At 66.7% G+C, this 17156-nt stretch carries 16 protein-coding genes; 12 read left to right on the top strand and 4 right to left on the bottom strand.

Going from position 1 to position 17156, the window contains the following annotated elements; genetic code table 11:
- Positions 1-3 precede the first annotated feature (3 nt).
- Both P8934_RS11925 and P8934_RS11920 read right to left on the bottom strand, forming a co-directional pair.
- On the bottom strand, positions 4-786 hold the full coding sequence (locus P8934_RS11925) for an alpha/beta hydrolase (RefSeq protein WP_278031235.1): 783 nt from the start codon (positions 784-786) through the stop codon (positions 4-6).
- Positions 786-1973 carry an acetyl-CoA C-acyltransferase gene (locus tag P8934_RS11920; RefSeq protein ID WP_278031234.1) on the bottom strand — a complete coding sequence of 396 codons (1188 nt, stop codon included), beginning with the start codon at positions 1971-1973 and terminating at the stop codon, positions 786-788. The genes P8934_RS11925 and P8934_RS11920 overlap by 1 nt, the downstream gene beginning before the upstream one ends.
- A gap of 153 nt (positions 1974-2126) precedes the next feature.
- Between P8934_RS11920 and P8934_RS11915 the strand changes: the two genes are divergently transcribed.
- From P8934_RS11915 to P8934_RS11865, 11 genes are all read left to right on the top strand, one after another.
- The gene (locus P8934_RS11915; protein WP_278031233.1) at positions 2127-2693 is read left to right on the top strand and encodes a TetR/AcrR family transcriptional regulator; all 567 of its coding nucleotides are present in this window, start codon (positions 2127-2129) and stop codon (positions 2691-2693) included.
- A 254-nt stretch (positions 2694-2947) separates the two neighbouring features.
- On the top strand, positions 2948-4612 hold the full coding sequence (locus P8934_RS11910; RefSeq protein ID WP_278031232.1) for an AMP-binding protein: 1665 nt from the start codon (positions 2948-2950) through the stop codon (positions 4610-4612).
- A gap of 16 nt (positions 4613-4628) precedes the next feature.
- Entirely contained in the window at positions 4629-5396 is a 768-nt protein-coding gene (locus P8934_RS11905) for an SDR family NAD(P)-dependent oxidoreductase (protein ID WP_278031231.1), read from the top strand.
- Positions 5397-5610: 214 nt separating this feature from the next.
- Positions 5611-7422, top strand: coding sequence for an acyl-CoA dehydrogenase C-terminal domain-containing protein (locus P8934_RS11900; protein ID WP_278031230.1), 1812 nt, complete (start codon positions 5611-5613; stop codon positions 7420-7422).
- A gap of 361 nt (positions 7423-7783) precedes the next feature.
- Positions 7784-8842 carry a C4-dicarboxylate ABC transporter substrate-binding protein gene (locus P8934_RS11895; RefSeq protein ID WP_278031229.1) on the top strand — a complete coding sequence of 353 codons (1059 nt, stop codon included), beginning with the start codon at positions 7784-7786 and terminating at the stop codon, positions 8840-8842.
- An 83-nt stretch (positions 8843-8925) separates the two neighbouring features.
- Complete coding sequence (locus tag P8934_RS11890) at positions 8926-9441, top strand: TRAP transporter small permease subunit (RefSeq protein ID WP_278031228.1); 516 nt, start codon at positions 8926-8928, stop codon at positions 9439-9441.
- A complete protein-coding gene (locus P8934_RS11885; RefSeq protein ID WP_278031227.1) occupies positions 9438-10763 on the top strand; it encodes a TRAP transporter large permease subunit in 1326 nt (441 codons plus the stop codon). The genes P8934_RS11890 and P8934_RS11885 overlap by 4 nt, the downstream gene beginning before the upstream one ends.
- Positions 10764-11033: 270 nt before the next feature.
- Entirely contained in the window at positions 11034-11999 is a 966-nt protein-coding gene (locus tag P8934_RS11880; protein ID WP_278031226.1) for a putative zinc-binding metallopeptidase, read from the top strand.
- 127 nt (positions 12000-12126) lie between these two features.
- A complete protein-coding gene (locus P8934_RS11875) occupies positions 12127-12981 on the top strand; it encodes an HTH domain-containing protein (protein WP_278031225.1) in 855 nt (284 codons plus the stop codon).
- A complete protein-coding gene (locus P8934_RS11870) occupies positions 12981-13817 on the top strand; it encodes a hypothetical protein (RefSeq protein WP_278031224.1) in 837 nt (278 codons plus the stop codon). Before P8934_RS11875 ends, P8934_RS11870 begins: the two co-directional genes overlap by 1 nt.
- Positions 13814-14965: a hypothetical protein gene (locus P8934_RS11865; RefSeq protein ID WP_278031223.1), complete on the top strand. Its 1152-nt coding sequence runs from the start codon at positions 13814-13816 to the stop codon at positions 14963-14965. Before P8934_RS11870 ends, P8934_RS11865 begins: the two co-directional genes overlap by 4 nt.
- Positions 14966-14970: 5 nt before the next feature.
- Here the strand turns inward: P8934_RS11865 and P8934_RS11860 are convergent, their stop codons facing one another.
- The gene (locus P8934_RS11860; protein ID WP_278031222.1) at positions 14971-15447 is read right to left on the bottom strand and encodes a nucleoside deaminase; all 477 of its coding nucleotides are present in this window, start codon (positions 15445-15447) and stop codon (positions 14971-14973) included.
- A 188-nt stretch (positions 15448-15635) separates the two neighbouring features.
- Complete coding sequence (locus tag P8934_RS11855) at positions 15636-16406, bottom strand: transposase (protein WP_278031221.1); 771 nt, start codon at positions 16404-16406, stop codon at positions 15636-15638.
- 157 nt (positions 16407-16563) lie between these two features.
- On the opposite strand from P8934_RS11855, the gene P8934_RS11850 reads away from it, so the two are divergent.
- A complete protein-coding gene (locus P8934_RS11850; RefSeq protein ID WP_278031220.1) occupies positions 16564-17094 on the top strand; it encodes an outer membrane beta-barrel protein in 531 nt (176 codons plus the stop codon).
- The last annotated feature ends 62 nt before the right edge of the window (positions 17095-17156 follow it).

Genomic DNA, 17156 nt, shown 5'->3' with positions numbered 1-17156 from the left:
GCGTCAGTTCGAGGTGGGAGCCGCCAGGAAGGGCAGCAGGGCGGCGATCAGCCGTTCCGGGCATTCGCGGTGGGGTACATGGCCGCAGTCGGCCAGGATATGGGGCGCTCTCGGCCCGGGGGTGAGCGAGGCAATGCGCTCGGGCTGGGCCCGAGAGCCATACTCGTCGTGCTCGCCATGGAGGGCGAGTGTCGGGCAGGTCACCCGGCGCAGTGCGCCGTCCAGTGTCCAGTCGGCGAAGGTCTCGGAGTGCCAGTTGTCGACCCAGCTTCTCAACACCCACTCGGCCTTGTCGCCGTGGTACTTCGCCAGGCGCGCCATGGCGGCAGGATGCTGGAAGGCCTGCTCCGCCTCGCGGATGCCGGCCAGGGTGCATGGCTCGTTGAAGGCCTGGGCCGCCACGGTGATCAGCGCCTCGCAGCCGTCGGCATGCTGGCCGGCGATCTCGGCCGCCATGCACCCGCCCACGCTATGGCCGAGGAGCACGAAGCGCGCGAGCCCGAAGCGCTCGCGCAGCGCATGGAAGGCCTCCGCCTCGTCGGCGATGAAACTGGGGGGTTGCGGGCCCGGACAGGGCGCCGACTTGCCGTAGCCCTGGCGGTCGTAGGCGATCACCTCCCGGCCGCTGGCCTCGGCGAGCCCGGCGGGAAAGTCCCGCCATAGCGCCACGCAGCCCAGGGAGTCGTGCAGCAGCACGATGGGGCTGCGCGTCGCCTCTGTTGTGTCCGGCCGCCAGCGGGCGGCATGCAGCCCACCCGCCGGCGTGTCGAGCGTGACGCTCCCCATCAGTCGACCAGTTCGACCGCCACCGCGGTGGCCTCGCCGCCGCCGATGCACAGGCTGGCGATGCCGCGCTTGCCGCCCTTGGTGCGCAGGGCATGGATCAGGGTGGCGATGATCCGCGAGCCGGTGGAACCAATGGGATGGCCTTGAGCGCAGGCGCCGCCGAAGACGTTGACCTTGTCGTGGGGCAGGCCCAGGTCGTCCATGGCCATCAGGGTCACCACGGCGAAGGCCTCGTTGATCTCGAAGAGGTCGACATCATCCACGCCCCAGTCGAGCTTCTTCATCAGCTTGTCGATGGCACCCACCGGGGCGATGGTGAACTCGCTGGGGTGGCGCGAATGGGTACTGTGGCCCAGCATCCGCGCGATCGGCCTGGCGCCCAGGCGGTCGGCCGCCGCCTGGCTGGCCAGGATCAGCGCCGAGGCGCCATCGGAGATGGAACTGGAGTTGGCGGCGGTGATGGTGCCGTCCTTGGCGAAGGCGGGGCGCAGCGAGCGGATCTTGTCGAGCTTGGCCTGGAAGGGCTGCTCGTCGTGGTCCACCACGCTTTCCCCGTGGCGGCTGGTTACGGTGACCGGTGCCATCTCGGCCTTCAGGTGGCCGGCGTTGGTGGCCTCCATGGCGCGCTCCAGCGAGGCGATGGCGAAGTCGTCCAGGCGCTCGCGGCCGTAGCTGCGCCCGCTGGCGACGTCCTGGGCGAAGACGCCCATCAGCTTGCCGGTCTCGGCGTCCTCCAGGCCGTCAAGGAACATGTGGTCCTTGAGCTCGCCATGGCCCAGGCGATAGCCGGCACGGGCCTTGGTCAGCACATGGGGCGCGTTGGACATGGACTCCATGCCGCCGGCCAGTATCACCTCGCCGCTGCCGGCGCGGATCAGGTCGTGGGCCAGCATGGTGGCCTTCATGCCCGAGCCGCACAGCTTGTTGATGGTAGTGGCGCCGATGGTGTCGGGAATGCCGGCCTGGCGCATGGCCTGGCGGGCCGGGCCCTGCTTGACGCCGGCGGGCAGCACGCAGCCCATGATGCCCTCGTCGATGCTGTCGGCACTGATGCCGGCGCGCTCGATGGCGGCCTGGATTGCCGTGGCCCCCAGCTGCGGGGCGGTAAGGCTCGAAAGACTGCCCAGCATGCCGCCCATGGGCGTGCGTGCGGCAGAGAGGAAGACGATATCGCTGGACTGGCTCATGGTAGGTACTCCCGGTGTGGCGTGATGGCCCCGGCTGGGGCCGCATTGTCATTGTGGCCGTGATCTCGGACGGCGCCGCGTTGACCCGTCCGCGGGGCTGTGGTTTTCTCAGGGTCAACCAAGCAAGCGCTAGTGTAAATCTCGATGAATGTAATGAATGACTCACCGCGTCGCAAGGAGCTGACCCGCCAGGCCGCCCAGCTGTTCGTCCAGGAGGGCTTCGACCGGACCACGGTGCGCATGCTCGCCCAGGAGATGGGCATCAAGTCCGGCAGCCTCTTCCATCACTTCCGCGACAAGCAGGAGATCCTGGCGGCGGTGATCGAGGAGGGGACCCAGAACGCCCTGGTCATCGCGAAGGCGGCCCTCGAGGAATGCGACAACTCTGCCGAGGCACGGTTGCAGGCCATGGCGCGCGCGCACCTCGAGACCCTGCTCACCGACCGCAACGCCCACGTGGTGGCCCTCTACGAGTGGCGCCGTCTCGATCCCGAGGCCCGGGACCACCTGAGCCATCTGCGCGATGCCTACGAGGCGCTGTGGGAAGCGGTGATCGACGCGGCCCTGGCCGAGGGGCTGATCCATGGCGACCGCTTCCTGGTGGCCCGCTTCGTGATGGGGGCGCTCAACTGGACGGTGCGCTGGTACGACCCCGCCGGTCCGCGCTCCCCGGATGACCTGGCCCACGAGCTGGTCGCCATGATCACCCATCGAGTCTGACCTCCCGGGCGCCGCCGGCCCGCTACGCTCGACCATCGTCTAGTCCCGTCCTGCCGTTCAGGGGTTGCCCCGTTCCCCGGGAGCCTCTAGCTTGTACCTAGCGCTTGATAGGTTGACGCTTACGTCAACTGCATCTAATCAGAAGGTGGGCGTGCACGCCAGCGCCGGCGCTTGCCATTTCCTTCGTCGCCAGCATCAGTCGCCACAAACCTTGCTTGCCGCCACAACAAGCACAAACCGCGAGAGGGCAGTACATGAGCACCCTTCCCGACTACCAGAGCTACCTCGAGACCTTTTCCATCGACGACGTCATCGCGCGCCTCGATGACCACCGCGACGGCAAGGCCAACGCCTTCGAGTCCAGCTGCGGGCGCCACCTGCGTGCCGGCCGCGGCGACGTGCTGGCCCTGGTGCACGAGGACACCCAGGGCCAGGTCAACACCCTGACCTACGCCGAGCTCGATGCCGAGAGCGCCAGGCTCGCCGGCTGGTTCGCCGAGCGCGGCCTGGGCGTGGGCGACCGGATCGCCTGCATGCTGCCGCGCTCGCCACAGCTGCTGGTGGCGGTGCTGGCCACCTGGCGCATCGGTGCCGTCTACCAGCCGCTGTTCACCGCCTTCGGTCCGGACGCCGTGGACTACCGCCTGGGCCGCGCCGACACCAGGCTGGTGATCACCGATCACGCCAACCGCTTCAAGTTCGATGGCCTCACCCAGTGCCCGCCGGTGCTTGCCGTGGGTGGCCCCGATGCCGACCACGCCGACGACCTGGACTGGCATGATGCCCTGGCGCATGCACCGGGCGAGACCACGCCGCCGCGCCTCTCCCGTGACGAGCCCTTCCTGCAGATGTTCACCTCCGGCACCGTGGGCAAGCCCAAGGGGGTTGCCGTGCCGCTGGCCGCCATGCCGGCCTTCGCCCTCTACATGGAGCTGGCCGTCGACCTGCGCGACACCGACCGTTTCTGGAACATGGCCGACCCGGGCTGGGCCTATGGCCTCTACTACGCCATTGCCGGGCCGCTGCTGCTGGGGGTGACCACCCATTTCTGCGAGGCGGGCTTTTCCGCCGAGGGGGCGCTGGCCTTCATGAAGCGCCACCGCATCACCAACTTCGCCGCCGCGCCCACCGCCTACCGCCTGATGAAGGCCTCCGGCCTCTTCGACGACGCCCACCAGACCCTCGAGCTGCGCGCGGCGAGCTCCGCCGGCGAGCCGCTCAACACCGAGGTGGTGACCTGGGTGGAGCGTTCCCTGGGCTGCCCGGTCATGGACCACTACGGCCAGACCGAGACCGGCATGACCTGCAACAACCACCATGCCCTGGACCATCCCAAGCATGTCGGCGCCATGGGCGTGCCGATGCCCGGCTACCGCCTGGCAATCCTCGACGCCGAGTACAGGGAACTGCCCCCGGGCGAGCCGGGCGTGCTGGCGGTGGACATCGAGAACTCCCCGGCGCACTTCTTCGCCGGCTACACCTGGCAGGAGAAGCACCCCTTCGCCGAAGGGTACTACCTGACCGGTGACGTGGTGATCCGCAACGAGGACGGCACCTTCCAGTTCGCCGGTCGCGACGACGACATCATCACCACCGCCGGCTACCGGGTGGGCCCCACCGACGTGGAGAACAGCGTGATGACCCACCCGGCCGTCGCCGAGTCCGCCGCCGTGGGCCAGCCCGACGAGATCCGCGGCGAGATCATCAAGTCCTACGTGGTGCTGCGCGAGGGCTTCGAGCCCAGCGACGAACTGGCCGACGAGATCCGCAAGCAGGTGCGCGAGCGGCTCTCCACCCACGCCTTCCCGCGGGTGATCGAGTTCGTCGAGGAACTGCCCAAGACCCCGAGCGGCAAGATCCAGCGCTTCAAGCTGCGCGCCGATGCCGTCGACAAGGCCGAAGAGGCCCCGGCCAAATGACTTCGAGGATCCTGACATGCAACTGAAGGACAATACCTTTCTGATTACCGGGGCCGCCTCCGGGCTGGGGGCGGCCACCGCCGAGCGCCTGGTTGCCGCCGGCGGCCGGGTGGTGCTCTGCGACCTCAGCGACGCCGTCGACGCCCACGCCAAGCGCCTGGGCGGTGCCGCCCGGGCGGTGCGTGGCGACGTCACCTCTGGCGAGGATATCCAGGCGGCCGTCGATGTGGCGGTGGAACTCAGCGAAGGTCGCGGCCTCGCCGGCGTGGTGCACTGCGCCGGGGTGGTCAGCGTGGGCAAGCTAGTCGATCGCGAGGGCAACCCCGCCGACCTCGAGGCCTACAATCGCACCATCCAGATCAACCTGGTGGGCACCTTCAACGTGATGCGCCTGGCCGCCGCGGCCATGGCGAAGAACGCCCCGGCTGAGGACGGCGAGCGCGGGGTGATCATCAACACCGCCTCCATCGCCGCCATGGATGGCCAGGTGGGGCAGTGCGCCTACAGCGCCTCCAAGGCCGGTGTGGTGGGCATGAGCCTGCCCGCGGCCCGCGAGCTCTCGCGCCACGGCGTGCGGGTGATGGCCATCGCCCCCGGGGTGTTCGAGACCCCCATGATGAGCGAGATCCCCGACGAGGCCGCCCAGGCCCTGGCCGCCGCCGTGCCCTTCCCCAAGCGGCTCGGCAAGCCCGATGAGTTCGCCCGCCTGGCGGAGCAGATCATCACCAACGCCATGCTCAACGGCGAGGTGATCCGCCTGGACGGCGGGATTCGCATGCAGTAAGGGCTTCGGCCAGTCACAAGGGGTCAAGGAGCAAGGGGAGGTGTCCCTTGACTCCTTGACCCCTTGATCCTTTCCGCCTCTTCAAACGAACGCTTGACTGCATCCAGGATGAGGGATAATTTCAAACACATGTTTGAAAGCGGCCCTCGCCGCCTTCGTGACCCTATGACTTGGCGACCGCTTGCGGCCCAGCCATGGAACTGGAGAGATCGAGATGCCCGACTATCAGGCCCCCCTGCGCGATATCCGCTTCGTCATGGACGAGATGCTGGACTACCCGGCCCACTACGCCCGCCTGCCCGGCGGCGAGGAGGCGAGCCCCGATGTGGTCGCTGCCATCCTGGAGGAGGGCGCGCGCTTCGCTCGCGAGGTGCTGCTGCCGCTGAACCAGAGTGGCGATCGCGAGGGCTGCCTGCTGGAGGGCGGCGAGGTGAAGGCGCCGAAAGGCTTCAAGGAGGCCTACGCCCAGTACGTGGAGGGCGGCTGGCCGAGCCTCGCCGCCGAGCCCGCCCACGGCGGCCAGGGCCTGCCGCACTCGCTGGCCATGGTGCTCAACGAGATGATCTGCTCCACCAACCTGGCCTGGGGCATGTACCCGGGGCTCTCCCACGGCGCCGCCGACGCCCTGCGCCACCACGGCACCGAGGAGCAGCAGGCCACCTACCTGACCAGGCTGGTGGAGGGCACCTGGACCGGCACCATGTGCCTCACCGAGCCCCACTGCGGCACCGACCTCGGCCTGATCAAGACCCGGGCCGTGCCGACAGATGACGGTGCCTTCGAGGTCACCGGCACCAAGATCTTTATCTCCGCCGGCGAGCACGACCTGGCCGAGAACATCGTCCACCTGGTGCTGGCCAAGCTGCCGGACGCCCCGGAGAGCTCGAAAGGCATCTCGCTCTTTGTGGTACCCAAGTTCCTGCCGGATGCCGAGGGCAACCCGGGCGAGCGGAACGGCGTGGTGTGCGGCTCGCTGGAGCACAAGATGGGCATCCACGGCAACGCCACCTGCGTGATGAACTTCGATGCGGCGAAAGGCTTCCTTGTGGGGGCGCCCAACAAGGGCCTGGCCTGCATGTTCACCATGATGAACGCCGCGCGCATCGGCGTCGGCATCCAGGGCCTGGGCCTCACCGAGGCGAGCTTCCAGAACGCCCTGGCCTATGCCCGCGACCGCCTGCAGATGCGCGCGCTCGCCGGTGCCAAGGCGCCGGAGAGACCCGCCGACCCGATCATCGTCCACCCGGACGTGCGCCGCATGCTGCTCACCCAGAAGGCCTTCGCCGAGGGCGGCCGGATGCTGACGCTCTATACCGCGCAGATGATCGATATCGTCGAGCACGGCACGGATGCCGACGAGAAAGAGCGCGCCGAGACCCTGCTGGGCCTGCTGACCCCCATCGTCAAGGCCTTCCTCACCGAGGTGGGCTTCGAGGCGACCAACGAGGGCGTGCAGGTCTTCGGCGGCCACGGCTTCATCCAGGAGTGGGGCATGGAGCAACTGGTGCGCGACGCGCGCATCACTCGCCTCTACGAGGGCACCACCGGAATCCAGGCCCTCGACCTGCTGGGTCGCAAGGTGCTGATGAGCCAGGGCGAGAGCCTCAAGGTATTCACCAAGGAGATCCACAAGTTCTGCCAGGCCGAGGAGGGCAACAGCGAGCTCGCCGAGTTCGTGCGCCCGCTGGCCAAGCTCAACGCCGAGTGGGGCGAGATGACCATGGCCATTGGCATGAAGGCCATGAGCGACCGCGAGGAGGTAGGCGCGGCCAGCGTCGACTACCTGATGTACTCGGGCTACGTGACCCTCGCCTACCTCTTCGCCCGTGCGGCGAAACAGGCCCGGGTGGCGCTTTCCGAGTGCACCGAGGAAGCCGCCTTCTACCGTGCCAAGCTCGACACCGCGCGCTTCTTCTACCAGCGCCTGGTACCGCGCACCCGCTCCCACAAGGCGGCCCTGGAAGCCGGTGCCGAGCCGTTGATGGCGATCAGCGCCGAGGACTTCGGCCTGGGTTTCGAGATCTGATTCGAGATCTGATGGCTTAACGACATACTAGCGGGCTCTCTCTCGATCGGTAACGACCGATGTTTGGCGGCGGGGACTCCCTCGCCGTTTTTTTTCATGTTGGGCCCTGGGTTCCAGCTTCTCGGACATGGCGGGCAGGTCCCGGGAGGTCAACCGAGACGATGGTGGAGTCGTGTTGGCCTCACATTTGCATATAATTAGCTGGATTTTCTGTATGCAACCCTTTCAATTACCCAGTTTCAGCACAAGTCTTCGTATTCTCGGGCAAAACAACCGGTGTGGCTGACCGTAAGGTAAAGGGGTCTACCGCAGCGTTGAAGAGTGCTGCTGGCACCAAAATGGACCATGAGGAGAGAGAACAATGCACAAGATGACTCGTATTGCCCTATCCGTGGGTGTGGCCGCTGGCCTGACGGCGAGCTCGGTGGCCGCCGAGGCTGCGGAAAGCTGGCGTATGGCCACGCCATGGAGCGGTGGTCCCTGGCTGGAACGCGATGCGGAAACCTTCGCCAGCTACGTCAACCAGCTCACCGGCGGCGAGATCGAGATCGAGGTCTTCCCGGGCGGCACCCTGGGTGGCGCGCTGCGCGTGACCAACACGGTGAAATCCGGGGTCGCCGAGGTGAGCCACAACTACATCAACTATGACTATGGCACCGACCCCACCGCGGCCCTGCTGGCCGGGCACTCCAGCGGCCTGACACCCGAGGAATTCATGCTGTGGATGTACGAGGGCGGCGGCGTGGAACTCTACGAGGAGTTCCGCCGCGAGGTCTTCGACGTGGTGGCCTTCCCCTGCTCCATCCTGGGGACCGAGATCTTCCTCCACTCCAACAAGAAGGTCGAAACCCTCGAGGACTTTCAGGGCCTGCGCCTGCGCACTTCCGGTGCCTGGGCCGAGATCGCCTCCCGCCTGGGCGCCTCAACCGTGGTGATGGCCGGTGGCGAGATCTACAGCGCCCTTGAGCGTGGCGTGATCGATGCCGCCGAGTGGGGCAGCCCCGAGATGAACCGGCCCACCGGCTTCCAGGAGGTGGCCCAGTACGTGATTCTGCCGGGTGTCCATCAGTCCGGCGGCTTCCTGGAGTGTCAGGTCAACCAGGAGGCCTGGGACGGGCTGAGCGTGGAGCAGCAGGAGCTGCTGCGTCTGGCCGGCAAGCTGAGCGTCTACGACTCCTGGCTGGCCAGCTCCTTCGCCGACCTGGATGCCTACCAGGAGCTGATCGACGGGCCCAACGAGATGGTCCAGCTCGACGACTCCTTCATCCAGGCCATCTATGACGAGACGGAGGCCTGGGAGAACGAGTACGCCGAGGAGAACGAGTGGTTCGCCCGCGTGCTGGAGTCCCAGCGCAGCTTCAAGGAGGCCATGAACCGCTGGCCCGAGTATCGCCTGCCCATCGGCGGCGCCAACAACTGAGCCACGACCGGCTGGCAACAAGGGAAGAGAGGCCGCCTGGCCTCTCTTCTGCTGTCTGGGTAAGGTCAACGGGAATCAATGACATGAGAGTCATCAACCTAATCGAGAGCCTGACTCGCCGAGCCGGCTGGGTCGGTGCGGTGCTGATCTTTCCCCTGATCGGCGCCCTGGTCTACGAGGTGTTCAGCCGCTATGTGCTGGGTCAACCGACCCTGTGGGCCTTCGAGATCAGCTACATGGTGATGGGGGCCATCTTCATGCTGGGAATGGCGAACGCACTGCGCGTTGGCCAGCACGTCAGCGTGGATATCCTCAGCCTGCAGCTGGGGCAGCGCAGCAATGCGCTGGTGCGGCTGGTGGGCTATGTGCTCTTCCTGCCGATCCTGGTGTGGCTGGTATGGGAGCTGTCGAAGTATGCCCTGGCCGCCTTCGAGTCCAACGAGCGCTCAGGGCGTTCGGCCTGGAATCCGGTGATCTGGCCGGTGTTTACCGTCTGGTTCGTCGGCTTCCTGCTGCTGGCGCTGCAGGTGCTGGCCGAGCTGCTGAAGTCCCTCGCCATCCTGATGGGGCGGCCAGTGGACGGGGAGGGCAAGGCATGAGTGATTACCTGGCGCTGCTGATGTTCCCGGCGCTGATGGCCTTCATCATCGCCGGCTTTCCGATCGCCTTCTCCATGATCGTGGTGGCCACGATCTTTGGCATCATGCAGTTCGGTGACGCCGCGGCCTATCAGCTTCTCACCAAGATCGAGGACACGGCCTCCAACTCCATCCTGGCGGCGGTACCGTTGTTCATCTTCATGGGCGCGGTGCTGGAGCGTTCCGGCATCGCCGAGCGCCTGTTCGGCGCCATCCATCTCTGGACCACACGCCTGCCCGGCGGACTGGGTGTCGGCGCGATCATCATGGGCACCCTGTTTGCCGCCTCCAGCGGCGTGGTGGGCGCCACCGAGGCGGTGATCGGCATGCTGGCCGTGCCGGTCATGCTAAAGCACCACTACGACAAGCGGCTGCTCTCCGGCACCATCTGCGCGAGCGGGTCGCTCGGCACGGCCATCCCGCCCTCCATAACAGTGGTGGTACTGGGCCCGGTGGCAGGGGTATCGGTGGGCTCGCTGTTCAGCGGGCTGCTGCTTCCGGGCTTCCTGATGGCGCTCTTCTTCCTGCTCTACATCATCGGGGTGGCCTACCTGAAGCCGGAGATGGCGCCGCGGATCAAGGAGAGCGAAGAGGTGGCGCTGTTCGAGAAGCTGCGCATCACGCTCGTGGCCCTGCTGCCCACCATGGCGCTGATCTTCGTGGTGCTGGGCACCATCCTGATGGGGGTGGCCACACCGACGGAGGCGGCGGCCTGCGGTGCCCTGGGGGCCGTCGTGCTGGCGATGGCCTATCGCAACCTCACCCTGACGGTGCTCTGGCAGGCGGCGATACGCACCATGAACATCTCCGCCATGATCCTGTTGATCGTGATGGGCGGCAGCATGTTCGCCGGGGTGTTCTTCGCCGCCGGTGGCATGGCCACCGTACAGTCGCTGTTGATGGGGACCGGGCTCGAACCCTGGATGATCCTGGCGCTGATCCTGCTGATCGCCTTCATCGCCGGCTTCATTCTTGATCTGATTTCGGTGGTGCTGATCATCATCCCGGTGGCGATGCCCATCGTCCGGGCGCTGGGATTCGACGAGATCTGGTTCTGTGTGGCGTTCCTGGTGGTGCTTCAGACCAGCTACCTGACGCCACCCCTGGCGCCGGCCATCTTCTACCTGAGAGCTATCACGCCCCCCGAGGTGACGCTGCGGCACATGTATGCCGGCGTGGTCCCCTTCATCCTCGCCCAGCTGGTGGTGCTGGCGCTGGTCCTGGCTTTCCCGGCCCTGGCCATGTGGCTGCCGGATGCCATGAGCGGCCCCTCCTGGAAATAGGCGAGTTGGTTGACCTTGCGGCGGGCTTTGGCCCGCCGCATGCATTTCTGCCCTTGTGTGACCGGCGTGAGCCGTTCGCGCCCAATCTTCCGCATCACGCCACGGTAGTGCCTGCTTAAGCAAATACTGTTGACAGCAACGATTTGATTTGAGGTGACGCCAACCCTTATCGAGCCTAGTCGGGCAATTGATAAGCGGAAATGAAAAGAGCAGGATGCAGCGTAGAGCGTCGGGCCTTCTGCCTTGCGGTAACTGCGGAGTGATTGCCTCATGCGTGTCTTTGCCAACCCGGTCGGTGCCGGGTCCCTCTGGTTCGATAACCTCGCCACCGCCGAGGGAACGCCCGTCGCCTATGACCCCCAGGCCAGGGCCTTCCTGCCCATGCCGCCGTTCTGCGTGAATCGCGACGTCATCGGCTGCAACTGGATCGCTCCCGAGCAGGGGGCCTTCTGTCGATCCTGCGCCATGACCGCGCTGGCGCCGGATCCTTCTATCCCCGCTGCCATGCCCAACTGGGCAAAGACTGAGGCCGCCAAGCGCTGGGTGCTCGACAACCTGGGGCGCTGGCACTGGTTCCGCCCCGAGGATCCGGGCGCTCGTCCGGTGTTTCACATGCTGGCGGAGGGCCATACCCCGGTGCCCATGGGCCATGTCGGGGGCGTGGTGACGATCAGCGTGGCGGAGGCGGACCCGGTTCTGCGTACCACCCGTCGGGAAGCGCTCGAGGAGCCCTATCGCACCATGATCGGCCACATGCGCCACGAGATCTCGCACATGCTCTGGTGGCGCCTCAGCCTGCGCGAGGACTTCCTCGACGCCTTCCGGGCCATGTTCGGCGACGAGCGCGCGGATTACCCCGCCGCGCTCCAGCGGTACTTCCATGACGGCCCGCCGCCCGACTGGAGGCTACGCTTCCTGACGACCTACGCATCCGCGCATCCCCACGAGGACTGGGCCGAGACCGCCGCCCACCTGCTGCACCTGACGGACATCACCGACAGCTTCGTCGCGACGGGTCTCTCCTCGCCGGAGCTGCCGAGCCCCGGCTGGGACCCTTACATGGAACCCGACGCCGACCGCCTGATCCATGTTGCGGCCAGCCTGGTGGCGGGTGTCAACCACGTCAATCGCTCCATGGGGCTCTCCGATCTCTACCCCTTCGTGCTCTCGGATGCCGCACGCCAGAAGCTTGCCTTCGTGCATGACTGGCTGCGCCGGGGTGCCCAGGGACTCTGAGCCGGCCCGGCTCGGTGGCATGTCGACCCCTGGCCGTGTGACTGGTACCGCCGCCGTGTCGGAGGCATGATGATCGCCTCGCCGCCTCGGGGCGTCGAGTCACTGCCACGCGCACGAGGAATCGTCCATGTCACGAACGACGCGCCTGCAAGACCTGATCCGGGAACTGCGCCACCACAACGGCCCGCTTGGCGGGCCCGAGCTTGCCGAGCGGCTGGGGATCACGCTGCGCACCCTCTACCAGGATGTTGCCGCGCTGCGGGCGGTGGGGGTCGAGGTGGTCAATGCGCCCGGCCAGGGCTATGTGCTGCCGCCCGAGGTCGTGCTGCCGCCCGCGGCACTGGCCGAACCCTCCCCGCGTGAGCCGGCCGAGCTCACCTTCTACACCAACCCGCTCTCCCGGGGCGGGATCGTCCACTGGATGCTCGAGGAGCTTGGCGTGCCCTATCGCACGGTGACCCTCGAGTACGGTGCCGCCATGAAGTCGCCGGACTACCTGGCCCTCAATCCAATGGGCAAGGTGCCGGCGATCCGCCACGGGGACGTGGTGGTCACCGAGGCCGCCGCCATCTGTGCCTACCTCGCCGATGCCTTCCCGGAGGCAGGCCTGGCGCCGCCGCCCGCCGCCCGGGGCGACTACTACCGCTGGCTGTTCTTCGCAGCCGGGCCCCTGGAATCCGCCCTCTCGCTGAACAATCTCGGTGTTCAGCCTACGGCGGAGCAGCAGAGGCAGCTCGGCTGCGGCGACTACTGGTCGGTCATCGAGACCTTGGCGGGCGCCCTCGAGGGAAGGCGTCATATCGCCGGCACGGCCTTCAGCGCGGCCGATGTCTATGTCGGCTCGCACCTCGGCTGGGGCATGCACTTCGGCACCATTCCCCGCCGGCCCGAGTTCGAGGCCTACTGGGAAGGGCTGCAGGAGCGGCCGGCGAGGCTGCGCTGCCAGGCATTCGTCGAACAGGCCCTCTCGCCGCTCGCCTGATGGCCGGGCGCTGGCAGCGAGTCGCGCCGCTCTGGCGCCATGCCCACCTGATCCTGACGGTGCTGGTGCTGCTGGTCTGGTCGCTGTCGGGCGGGGCGCTTGCCGGCGTGCTGTTCCTGCCGGTCTGGGTGCTGGCCACCCAGCTGATCGTGGCCGGCAGCCTGGAGGCTGCCCGGCTGCGGCGCCGTGCCTGGCTGGAGCAGTACCTGCGCGATGACTCGCCCTGGCACGGCTGGCTGCGCGGTGGGGCGATGATGGTGGTGCGCCACCAGCTCATGGGCGCGCTGCTGGCGCTGGTGCTGCTGGTCAAGCTGCGGCTGCTGGCGCCGGTCCTCTGGCCGCTGATGCTGGCCGGGGTGCCGGGGCTGGTGGTGGCGCAGCACCTGCTGCGTCGACGCCTGGCCCGCCATGTCATCACCGAGCACCTGTCGGCGGTGACCCGTCGCCTGGTGGTCGTGCCGGCCGCCGCCCTGCTGACCCTGCTGCTGGTGGTGGCCGCCCTCTGGCTGCCCCAGCCGTGGCTGGTCGGGCTCGGCTGGGAGGAGGCCATCGCGCGTCATTTCCCGGATTCCTCGGGGGGCGCCGTGCTGGGGTTCTTCGAGCGACTGGCCACCGTAGCCGAGATCACCCAGCACTGGAGCATGCAGAATGCCGTGGAGCGGTTCCGGCTCGCCACCCCCGTGGCGATGCTGGGCTGGCTGCTGTTGCTGCTCATCCAGAGCACCTTCGCCTGGGCCTATGTGCGCCTGCTGGTCGGCGCCGAGGCGCTGCGTCGGGGAGGGCCTCGGCCGCACCGCGAGGCCGCCTGCACCGGCCGAGAGGAAGACCCGTCATGACGCATGTCGTCCGATCGTCGATCGATCGACTGGCCATTGTGCTGCGCGCCTGGCGCAGCTGGTGGCCGTCGCTCCTGGTGGTCATGGCACTGCTGCTGCTGTTAGAGCTTGGCCACGGCTGGCTGGCGTCGCAGAGCCAGGCGCCGCTTTACCGGGTGATCGTGGCCGGCGAGTCCCTGACCCTGGATGCCGAGACCCACGCCGAATTCTCTCGGGAACTCACGGCCCTGGCCATGGAGACGGAAGAGAGACTCCAGGCACGAATGCGCCCCTGGCTGGACGAGCGGCTAGACAGCGCCTTTGCCCCCCTCGAGTCGGCGGTGCCGGACTACCTGGACTGGTACTACTCGCCCGTTGGCAGCTACACGCGACTCGGCGTGGCGCTCATTGGTGACCTCGATGCCTGGCTGGACGAGCAGCTCCACAGGCGGCTGGTCGAGAGGAGCGGGCTCGAGTCCGCCATGGCGGACCTCCAGGCGGCCTATCCCCGTCGCCTGGTCAGCGAACAGCAGGCCCTGGCCGACCAGATGCTGGCCACACTTCAGGCGCGCTACGCCCTGCGACAGGTGAGGCCGGAACGTGAGGGAGCGCGCCGCGTCCATGAACTCGACCTGGACGGTGTCCTGCAGGGGGCCCTGCGGGATGGCCTGGATACGGCACGCTGGAGCATCGCTGCGGTGGGGGGCAGCAGTGCCAGCCTGCTGGCGGGGCGTGCCCTGGCCCGGCGCTTCGGCGCGACCGCCGCCGCACAGGGCAGCCGCCTGGCCCTGCGCAGCCTGGTGTCACGCCTCGGGGCGGGTGGCATGCGTTCACTGGTCGCGGGTGGCGCCGCCTCGGCGGTTGCTGCCCCTGCCGGCCCGGGAGCACTTGTCGCGGGCACGGTGGCTGCGGCCGTGAGCCTGGCCGGCATGGCGGGAAGCGAATACGCGATGCTCAAGGTGCAGGAAGCGCTCCATCGGCCGGCGAAGCAGACCCAGCTGATCGAGGCCATCGGCGAGACCCGAAGGGCCTTGCGGGCCTCCCTCGAAGCCTCGGCCTCCGCCGGTGCCGCTACCCTGAAGGGCCAGATCGAGGCTCAGGCGACCCGGGCCGATGATGACGACAGGATGCCCCGCGCCTACCGGATCCTCGGCCGGCGCAGCGAATAGCGGTGTCAGGCACCGTGCAGACGGCGATGCAGGTCGCGGATGCGGTCGGCGAATTCCGGTACCGGGCCCTCGACCACCGCGTCCGGCACCACCTCCCGAATCGGCAGTGGGCGCACCCGGGGCGGGGCGACGCCCAGCTCCTGCAGCCAGTCCACCAGCTGCTCGGACGAGCTGGCATAGACGATTCGCCCCAGCCCCACCCAGCCGTGGGCCGCCGCACACATGGGGCAGTGCTCACCGGAAGTGTAGACGGTGGCCCGCCCGCGCTCCTCGGGCGTCAGGTTCTCCGCGGCCCAGCGGGCCAGGAAGAATTCGGGATGCTGGGTGGCATCCCCGCCGGCCACATGGTTGTGGTCCTCCACCAGCACCGCGCCATCGCCACTCACCAGCACCGAGCCGAACGGCTCGTCACCGGCCTCCAGCGCCTCTTCCGCCAGTTCCACGCAGCGCTCAAGGTGTTGTCGGTCTGTCTCGGTGATCATCGTATGGCCTCCCTGGGGTTGGGTTGCCTTCCAGCATAGGGGCGAGGCACGAAGATTTCATCGGGCAGGCGCAGAGCCCTTGCTGTTGGCACCCGAAGCCGACTGAGCTGGGCTGGGGCCATTACAAACGGAAACAGCTCGGTAACAGGGCTGCTCCAGGGAGCGGGGAAGCGACAAGGCAGCGCGACTCACCGAAGGAATGCCGGTTTTTCTATAGCGGCTTTCGACCCAAAACTGACATGCCGACAAAGGCCAGCCGCTGCTGTTCCAGAAGCACCAGGTGCGCCTGGCTGTCGAAGTCGCTGCAGGATCGGTTGCTCGGTCAGGCCTTTGGCGCGAGGCAGTGCCCGCTCCAGGAAGGCGTTACTCTCCTTCATGGTGTGCTGCTTGCCGAGACGCAGCTCCAGGCCCAGGCACCACCCTTCGTTGTCCAGATACGCGGCGATCGGGGTGGGGCTGTCGACCTTCTGGTAGGTCCGCGAGACGCCTTCCTTCTTCGAGTTGCTGTTGTCCATGACGAAGGTGTCGATGTCCAGGCAGATGTGTGTCGTCTCGGCAGTGATCGGTGCCTCGACCAGTGACAGCAGGGTCGTGGACCAGATGGCGGTGCGTGCCTGCAGGTCGTTGGCGGCAAGTTTCTCCAGCCGCTGTCGCAGCGTCGCCGTGCTCGGCACCTTTTGCAGGGTCAGCAGCTGCTGGAAGGGCTTGTCGCGGCGGAAGTTTTCGATGGCGTCATAGTCGCTCATGCTCAGACACAGCAGACCCAGGTAGCTCTTGACCACGTCGCTGGTGCGCATGCCCAGCGTGGTGGGGAAGCGGCTATCGATGCTGTCGACGCCGGTGATCTCAAAGCACGGCCCAATGATCGACAGGCCGGCATCGCTGGTGAGGGTGCGGCGACTGGCGCGGAATTTGACATTCGGCATAGTACTGTCTGGATGAATGGCGATATCCGCCATATTGCCATGCAGGTCAGTGGGTTAGATGCATTCCAGGGGGCCGGCCTCACGGATTCAGGTAGAGGGTTAGGTCAGTCGAATTACACTATACTGTTACACAGCAGGTATAAAAGGTTTGTCCGGATGATTCTTGCGGGGTTGCTACTAGGAGCAGGTCATGAACAAAATGAAAATCATTGGTGCCATTTTGTTGATGCTGGGTCTGACGGGCGATGCCCTCGCAGAGAATGGCTTCTATGGTGGAGCGGGCATCGGGCAGGCGACCATCGATGCGTGTGATGGTGTCACCAATTGCAACGATAAGGATACCAGCTGGAAGATCTTCGGCGGTTGGGAGATGAATTCGAATATCGCCTTCGAGGCCGCCTGGGTAGATTTTGGTGAGATCAGTGGATCCGAAGACGGTTCGGCAGTCAGCGCCGAAACGGACGGCTGGACGCTCGCTGCGAAAGGCATTCTGCCGCTCAACGAGCAGTTCGGCGTGTTCGGCAAGTTCGGCATGATTATGTGGGATGTTAAAGGGGGCGGTGCTGCTTCCGGCATGAACGACGATGGCACCGACCTCATGTATGGCCTCGGCGGTCAATATATGTTCACTGACCAGCTCGGTATTGTCGGTGAGTGGGAGTGGTATGATATTGACAATGACATTGATCTGTTTTCCATCGGTGCATTGTTCAAGTTCTAAACTGCTCGATCACGCACCGAGTAGGAGGGGGAGTTGCCTCCCCCGTCCTCTTACACCACCGG

Origin of the sequence: Halomonas sp. CKK8 (genome assembly GCF_029625235.1) — a bacterium.
GTDB classification, from domain to species: Bacteria; Pseudomonadota; Gammaproteobacteria; order Pseudomonadales; family Halomonadaceae; genus Halomonas; species Halomonas ventosae.
Note: the sequence above shows the minus strand (reverse complement) of the source record. Positions and strands in the feature narration are given on the sequence as shown.

What these genes read in the sequence shown, in the direction of transcription:
- P8934_RS11890 (WP_278031228.1), top strand. Translation starts at nt 8,926, where the DNA reads ATGAGAGTCATCAACCTAATCGAGAGCCTGACTCGCCGAGCCGGCTGG.
- P8934_RS11865 (WP_278031223.1), top strand. Translation starts at nt 13,814, where the DNA reads ATGACGCATGTCGTCCGATCGTCGATCGATCGACTGGCCATTGTGCTG.
- P8934_RS11885 (WP_278031227.1), top strand. Translation starts at nt 9,438, where the DNA reads ATGAGTGATTACCTGGCGCTGCTGATGTTCCCGGCGCTGATGGCCTTC.
- P8934_RS11915 (WP_278031233.1), top strand. Translation starts at nt 2,127, where the DNA reads ATGAATGACTCACCGCGTCGCAAGGAGCTGACCCGCCAGGCCGCCCAG.
- P8934_RS11905 (WP_278031231.1), top strand. Translation starts at nt 4,629, where the DNA reads ATGCAACTGAAGGACAATACCTTTCTGATTACCGGGGCCGCCTCCGGG.
- P8934_RS11925 (WP_278031235.1), bottom strand. Translation starts at nt 786, where the DNA reads ATGGGGAGCGTCACGCTCGACACGCCGGCGGGTGGGCTGCATGCCGCC.
- P8934_RS11920 (WP_278031234.1), bottom strand. Translation starts at nt 1,973, where the DNA reads ATGAGCCAGTCCAGCGATATCGTCTTCCTCTCTGCCGCACGCACGCCC.
- P8934_RS11900 (WP_278031230.1), top strand. Translation starts at nt 5,611, where the DNA reads ATGCCCGACTATCAGGCCCCCCTGCGCGATATCCGCTTCGTCATGGAC.
- P8934_RS11870 (WP_278031224.1), top strand. Translation starts at nt 12,981, where the DNA reads ATGGCCGGGCGCTGGCAGCGAGTCGCGCCGCTCTGGCGCCATGCCCAC.
- P8934_RS11910 (WP_278031232.1), top strand. Translation starts at nt 2,948, where the DNA reads ATGAGCACCCTTCCCGACTACCAGAGCTACCTCGAGACCTTTTCCATC.
- P8934_RS11855 (WP_278031221.1), bottom strand. Translation starts at nt 16,406, where the DNA reads ATGGCGGATATCGCCATTCATCCAGACAGTACTATGCCGAATGTCAAA.
- P8934_RS11850 (WP_278031220.1), top strand. Translation starts at nt 16,564, where the DNA reads ATGAACAAAATGAAAATCATTGGTGCCATTTTGTTGATGCTGGGTCTG.
- P8934_RS11895 (WP_278031229.1), top strand. Translation starts at nt 7,784, where the DNA reads ATGCACAAGATGACTCGTATTGCCCTATCCGTGGGTGTGGCCGCTGGC.
- P8934_RS11875 (WP_278031225.1), top strand. Translation starts at nt 12,127, where the DNA reads ATGTCACGAACGACGCGCCTGCAAGACCTGATCCGGGAACTGCGCCAC.
- P8934_RS11880 (WP_278031226.1), top strand. Translation starts at nt 11,034, where the DNA reads ATGCGTGTCTTTGCCAACCCGGTCGGTGCCGGGTCCCTCTGGTTCGAT.
- P8934_RS11860 (WP_278031222.1), bottom strand. Translation starts at nt 15,447, where the DNA reads ATGATCACCGAGACAGACCGACAACACCTTGAGCGCTGCGTGGAACTG.